This window comes from Pseudomonas sp. REP124 (assembly GCF_020164475.1).
GTDB lineage: Bacteria > Pseudomonadota > Gammaproteobacteria > Pseudomonadales > Pseudomonadaceae > Aquipseudomonas.
Genome location: NZ_JAIQWX010000235.1, coordinates 1 through 5,894, shown reverse-complemented (window position 1 = coordinate 5,894; position 5,894 = coordinate 1). Strand labels below are relative to the sequence as shown.

Here is a 5,894-nt window from a genome sequence, read left to right as displayed (position 1 = left end):
CCTGTAGGAGCGAGGCTTGCCCGCGAAGAAGGCAGCGCGGTGAACCTGGTTCACCGCGCTTGATCGATCACTCCAGCGCCGCAGCCGGCCCGAAAAACTCGTAACGGCTCTGCTTCTCAGGCACACCCAGCGCCTTGAGGTGACGCTTGACCGCCGCCATGAAGCCCTTCGGCCCCAGGAAGTAAGCGTCCAGATCACGCTCGGCCGGCAGCCAAGCGTTCAACAGTTCCTGATCCAGGTAACCAACGCTGTGCGCCGCCGGGCTCACGCCGTCATCTTCGGCGTAGCAGTAGAAGCGTTTGAGTTGTGGATGACGCGCCGCCAGCCCTTCGATGAAGTCGCGGAAGGCGTGGACCTTGCCGTTGCGCGCGCTGTGGATAAAGTGCACCGGACGCCCGGTTTCCAGGGCCGCTTCGAGCATCGCAAGAGTCGGTGTGATGCCGACGCCGCCGCTGATCAGCACCAGCGGTTTGTCGCTGGCAGTCAGGGTGAACTCGCCCGATGGCGGGAACAGCTGGATGCTCTGGCCTACATGCAGCTCATCGTGCAGGTGGTTGGATGCGCGGCCACCGTTTTCACGCTTGACGCTGATGCGGTACTGACCGTTGTTCGGGCGAGCCGACAGCGAGTAGTTACGACGGATTTCTTCGCCATCGAGGAACAGTTTCATGCCGATGTACTGGCCTGGCTCTGCTGCCAGAATCGGACCTTTGTCAGCAGGTTCGAAGTAGAACGAGGTGATTTCCGCGCTTTCTTCTACCTTGTTCACCACGATGAATTCCCGCGCCCCGCGCCAGCCGCCCGGTGCCTGTTCCTTCTGGTCGTAGATGCTGGTTTCGGCACCGATCAGGATATCCGCCAGTTGGCCGTAGGCCGCACCCCAGGCCGCGATCACTTCCGGGGTGGCGATTTCTTCGCCCAGCACTTCAGCGATGGCGCGCAGCAGGCAGGTACCGACGATCGGGTAGTGTTCCGGCAGGATCTGCAGGGCCACGTGCTTGTTGATAATCTTCGCCACCAGATCGCCCAGCTGGTCGAGCTGGTCGATGTGGCGTGCATACATCAGTACGCCGTTGGCCAGCGCGCGCGGCTGGTCACCGGTGGCCTGGTGGGCCTGGTTGAACAGCGGACGGACTTCCGGGTACTCGGACAGCATCATGCGGTAGAAGTGAGTGATCAGCGCTTCGCCACCGCTTTCCAGCAGCGGTACGGTGGATTTGACGATGGCACGGTCTTGAACGCTAAGCATAAGGTGACTCCTGAACATCGAGGGTTTGTAAGGGACTGCTTTGTATATATCAGCATTCGTGCCAACTTTAATTTCCTTATAAATCAATACCTTAAAAATAAAGTAGTCATATCGACACAAGCGGCCTTATAGTCATACCGACTACACGGAGTCACTATGACTGCAAAATCTCTGCTTACCGCCCTGCTCCCCCTGGTCTCGGACCTGTCCCGCGAACTGCCTGAAGGCGAGCGTTATCGTCGCCTGCTCGAAGCCATGCGTGCCCTCCTGCCCTGCGATGCCGCCGCCCTGCTGCGCCTGGATGGCGAATGGCTGGTGCCGCTGGCCGTCGACGGTTTGAGCACCGACACCCTCGGCCGACGCTTCAAGGTCAGCGAACACCCGCGCTTCGAAGCCCTGCTCAGCAGCCCCGGTCCGACCCGTTTCGCCGCCGACAGTGACATGCCCGACCCTTATGACGGTTTGGTCGATGGCCTCGACGATCATCTGGAAGTTCACGACTGCATGGGCTGCCCGCTGTTCATCGACGAGCGCCCGTGGGGCCTGCTGACCCTCGACGCCCTCGATCCGGAGCAATTCGAACCGATCGAACTGGACGCCCTGGAAGCCTTCGCCAGCCTCGCCGCCGCCACGGTCAACGCCGCCGAGCGCATCGAGCGTCTGAACAATCGCGTCGAGGACGAACACCAGCGCGCCGAGGTCTACCGTCAGGCCAGCGGCCAGCAGAACCGTGAAATGATCGGCCAGAGCAAGGCGCACAAGCGTCTGGTGGAAGAAATCAATCTGGTGGGCGGCAGCGATCTGACGGTGCTGATCACCGGGGAAACCGGGGTCGGCAAGGAACTGGTGGCCCAAGCCATCCACGCCGCCTCGCCCCGGGCGGACAAGCCGATCATCAGCCTCAACTGCGCCGCTTTGCCCGACACCCTGGTGGAAAGCGAATTGTTCGGTCACGTGCGCGGCGCCTTCACCGGCGCGCTGAACGACCGGCGCGGCAAGTTCGAACTGGCCAACGGCGGCACGCTGTTTCTCGATGAGGTGGGCGAGTTGTCGCTGACAGTGCAGGCCAAGTTGTTGCGGGTGCTGCAAAGCGGACAGTTGCAGCGCCTGGGTTCGGACAAGGAGCACCAGGTCGATGTGCGATTGATCGCCGCGACCAACCGTGATCTGGCCGAAGAAGTGCGCAGCGGCCGCTATCGTGCTGACTTTTATCATCGTCTCAGTGTTTACCCGCTGATGGTGCCGGCCCTGCGTGATCGTGGTCGCGATGTGCTGCTGCTCAGCGGCTATTTCCTGGAACAGAACCGCTCGCGCATGGGCCTCAACAGCCTGCGTCTGAACAACGACGCCCAGGCGGCGCTGTTGGCGTATGACTGGCCGGGGAACGTGCGGGAGCTGGAACACCTGATCGGGCGAAGTGCGTTGAAGGCGCTGGGTAATTGCAAGGAGCGGCCGAAGATTCTGAGCTTGAGCGCAGCGGATCTGGATTTGCCCAATGGCGGGATGGAGGTGGCTGCCGAGCAGCCGGCCGCAGCCGCGATTGCCCTGGTGACCGGGGATTTGCGCGAGGCTACCGAGAACTATCAGCGTCAGTTGATCGGTGCTTGCCTGGAGCGGCATCACAACAATTGGGCGAGCGCGGCGCGGGAACTGGGGTTGGATCGGGCGAATCTCGGGCGGATGGCGAAGCGATTGGGGATGAAGTGATTTCCCTGTAGCAGCTGCCGAAGGCTGCGTCCGAGGACGCAGTCCTCGCCTCTGTTTACCTGATGTACCGTGTGCACAGGATTTACGACTGCTTCGCAGCCGGACGCAGCCTTCGGCAGCTGCTACAGGGATGGCCTCCGGTCACACAACCGGGGAATATCGCTAAAGCCTGCCCCCATCAAGTCGATAACCCGGCATCGATAGCTGTTGGCGATCCTCGCGGTCGTCCGTCACCTTTTTCCACAGAAGGTACTTATGTCCTCCACCAAAGGCCGCGCGGATTCACTTTCGCTTTTGCTGTTCACCTTGCGTAGCGGCAAGTTGATGGCGATCAACCTGCTCAAAGTCAGTGAAATCATCCCCTGCCCACCGCTGACCAAACTGCCGGAGTCGCACCCTCATGTAAAAGGCATCGCCACCTTGCGCGGAGCCTCGCTGTCGGTGATCGACCTCAGCCGCGCCATTGGCGAGCGTCCGCTGGAAGATCCCAACGGCGGCTGCCTGATTGTCACCGACGTCAGTCGCTCCAAGCAGGGCCTGCACGTACAGGCGGTGAGCAAGATCGTCCACTGCCTGACCACCGACATCCGCCCGCCGCCCTTCGGCTCCGGTGGTTCGCGTGCCTACATCACCGGCGTGGCCTCGGTCGACGGCACGCTGGTGCAGGTGCTGGATATCGAGAAAGTCATCCACGGCATCGCGCCGGTGGAGATCGACATGGCGCCGACCGAACTCACGATGGAAGATGCCGAAATACTGGGCACCGCTCGCATCCTCGTAGTCGACGATAGCCAGGTCGCCCTGCAGCAATCGGTACACACCCTGCGCAACCTCGGCCTGCAATGCCACACCGCGCGCAGTGCCAGGGAAGCCATCGAGTGTCTGCTGGACCTGCAAGGCACCGCCCAGCAGATCAACCTGATCGTCTCCGACATCGAAATGTCCGAGATGGACGGCTACGCCTTCACCCGCACCCTGCGCGAGACGCCGGACTTCGCCCACCTCTACGTGTTGCTGCACACCTCGCTGGACAGCGCGATGAACAGCGAAAAGGCTCGGCTGGCCGGGGCCAATGCGGTGCTGACCAAGTTCTCTTCGCCGGAACTGACCCAGTGCCTGATCACCGCGGCCAAGGCCGTGGCCGCCCAAGGGCATTGAGTCTTGGCCGGGGCCTATTGCTGGCTGATGCGACGCGACCTCACCGAGGTCGTGCCCGGCTTCGACTGGCCAACCGGCATTCGATTGACCCATTACCGCCCCGAACTCGCCGCCGATGTACATCACCTGATGGCCCTGGGTTATCTGGACGGCGGTGGACGCGTGCCCGCGCTGGAGGTGTGGCAGCAGCGGTTTGAAAGCGATCCCGAATACGATCCCACGCTGTGTTTTGTCGCGCAGGATTACGGGGGTGTGGTCGCCGTTTGCCAGTGCTGGACCAGTGCCTACATCAAGGATCTGGTGGTGCATCCGCGGACTCGGCGACAGGGGCTGGGGCGTGGGTTGCTGCTGCACGCGTTCGGTGAATTCCGACAGCGGCGTGAGGGGTTTGTGGATTTGAAGGTGCTGGAAGACAACCTGCGGGCGCGTCGGTTGTATGAAAGCGTCGGGATGTATGAGGTGCGTCGGGAATTGGTTCCGGACTGATTCACCGGCCAAATGCCCCTCGCCACAAATATGAGTTCACAACTCTAGCTCCTGCGCAGGGTGCACCGCACTTTTGCCGACCGGCATACTCCAACCTTGGCCATGACCTTCCAAGGATGCTGATCGATGAAAGCTGTCACCCTGACTTTGCTCTGCCTCACCGCCCTCGCCACCCAGGCCCATGCCTCCAGCCCCGACGCATGGGCTGCCTATGACAAAACCGTGCTCGCCAGTTGCACCAAGGCCAGCGGCCTGAAGAACGCGAAGCCGGTCGGCAACGCGGCGCAGTTCGATGATCGCGTCGGCTACACCGCCGTCCTGCTGCAGGGCCAGTACCCGCAAAAGCACATGAAAGGCGCCCAGGGCACCGAGCTGTGCCTTTACAACAAGCAGAGCAAAACCGCCTACGTGACCGAGTGGGACTCCATCCGCCCGACCGCCAAGGCCCAGTGAGTGGCGCATAACTTGCTTCGACAGGGCTTTTGCGGCGGTTTTCTGTCGCCGCTTCATGCCTTTGGATGCGACTGTGCGCTCGATGAATACAACGTTTTCCTGCGTAGGCTGTGGCAAATGCTGCCATGACCACCATGTCTCCCTGACCCTGCCGGAAGCCCGCATGTGGGCCGCCGACGGCGGTCAGGTGATCGTGCTGGTGGAAGCCTTTCTGAGCAACGGCCTGGGCCTGCCGGCAGAGCAACATGACCACGCCCGACGTCGATCCGCGCCGGTTCGCAGCGCCGACGCCGAGGCTTTCGTCGCCATCACTTTCGCCGCCTACAACGCCGGCGCCTGCCGAAACCTCGACGAAGACAACCGCTGCCGCATCTATGATCGTCGGCCGCTGGTGTGCCGTATCTATCCGATGGAAATCAATCCGCACATCCCGCTGAACACGGCGGTGAAAGAATGCCCGCCCGAATCATGGGAAATCGGGCCGCAGCTGATTGTCGGTGGCGAAGTGGTGGACCGGGAACTGGCGGAACTGATCCAGCGCTCCCGCCAGGCGGACCGTGACGAGATTTTGATGAAGGATGCGATTTGCGCGTTGCTGGGGATTCGCACGACGGCACTGAAGGGAGATGGATTCACCGCTTATCTGCCGGACATGAACGAGTTCGCCAAGATCATCGATGAACTGCAGGGGCAGACACTGCCGGAGTGGGAAAGCGAGTGGCAGTTTCATCTGTCGAGTGAAGAGGTTGTCGGGCAGGTGCAGGCGACGGGGGCGCTGGTGGCGGGGGATGCGCCGAACTATGCGTTCATTTCTCTAAGGGCGGCTTGATTCAGTAGGTGT

Annotated in this window: 6 protein-coding genes; 5 read left to right on the top strand and 1 reads right to left on the bottom strand. The window is 61.8% G+C overall.

The window, feature by feature from the left end; translation table 11 throughout:
* Window positions 1-67 precede the first annotated feature (67 nt).
* Window positions 68-1,249 carry an NO-inducible flavohemoprotein gene (hmpA, locus tag K9857_RS29315; RefSeq protein ID WP_224541904.1) on the bottom strand — a complete coding sequence of 394 codons (1,182 nt, stop codon included), beginning with the start codon at window positions 1,247-1,249 and terminating at the stop codon, window positions 68-70.
* A gap of 156 nt (window positions 1,250-1,405) precedes the next feature.
* Here hmpA and norR point away from each other — a divergent pair, with 156 nt between their 5' ends.
* From norR to K9857_RS29290, 5 genes are all read left to right on the top strand, one after another.
* The gene (norR, locus tag K9857_RS29310; RefSeq protein ID WP_224541902.1) at window positions 1,406-2,956 is read left to right on the top strand and encodes a nitric oxide reductase transcriptional regulator NorR; all 1,551 of its coding nucleotides are present in this window, start codon (window positions 1,406-1,408) and stop codon (window positions 2,954-2,956) included.
* Between the two features lie 255 nt (window positions 2,957-3,211).
* Window positions 3,212-4,114, top strand: a complete 903-nt coding sequence (locus tag K9857_RS29305; protein ID WP_224541899.1) for a chemotaxis protein CheV — start codon at window positions 3,212-3,214, stop codon at window positions 4,112-4,114.
* A gap of 27 nt (window positions 4,115-4,141) precedes the next feature.
* Window positions 4,142-4,600: a GNAT family N-acetyltransferase gene (locus tag K9857_RS29300; protein WP_224541907.1), complete on the top strand. Its 459-nt coding sequence runs from the start codon at window positions 4,142-4,144 to the stop codon at window positions 4,598-4,600.
* 126 nt (window positions 4,601-4,726) lie between these two features.
* Entirely contained in the window at window positions 4,727-5,053 is a 327-nt protein-coding gene (locus K9857_RS29295; protein ID WP_224541898.1) for a hypothetical protein, read from the top strand.
* A gap of 82 nt (window positions 5,054-5,135) precedes the next feature.
* Entirely contained in the window at window positions 5,136-5,882 is a 747-nt protein-coding gene (locus tag K9857_RS29290) for a YkgJ family cysteine cluster protein (protein ID WP_224541896.1), read from the top strand.
* The last annotated feature ends 12 nt before the right edge of the window (window positions 5,883-5,894 follow it).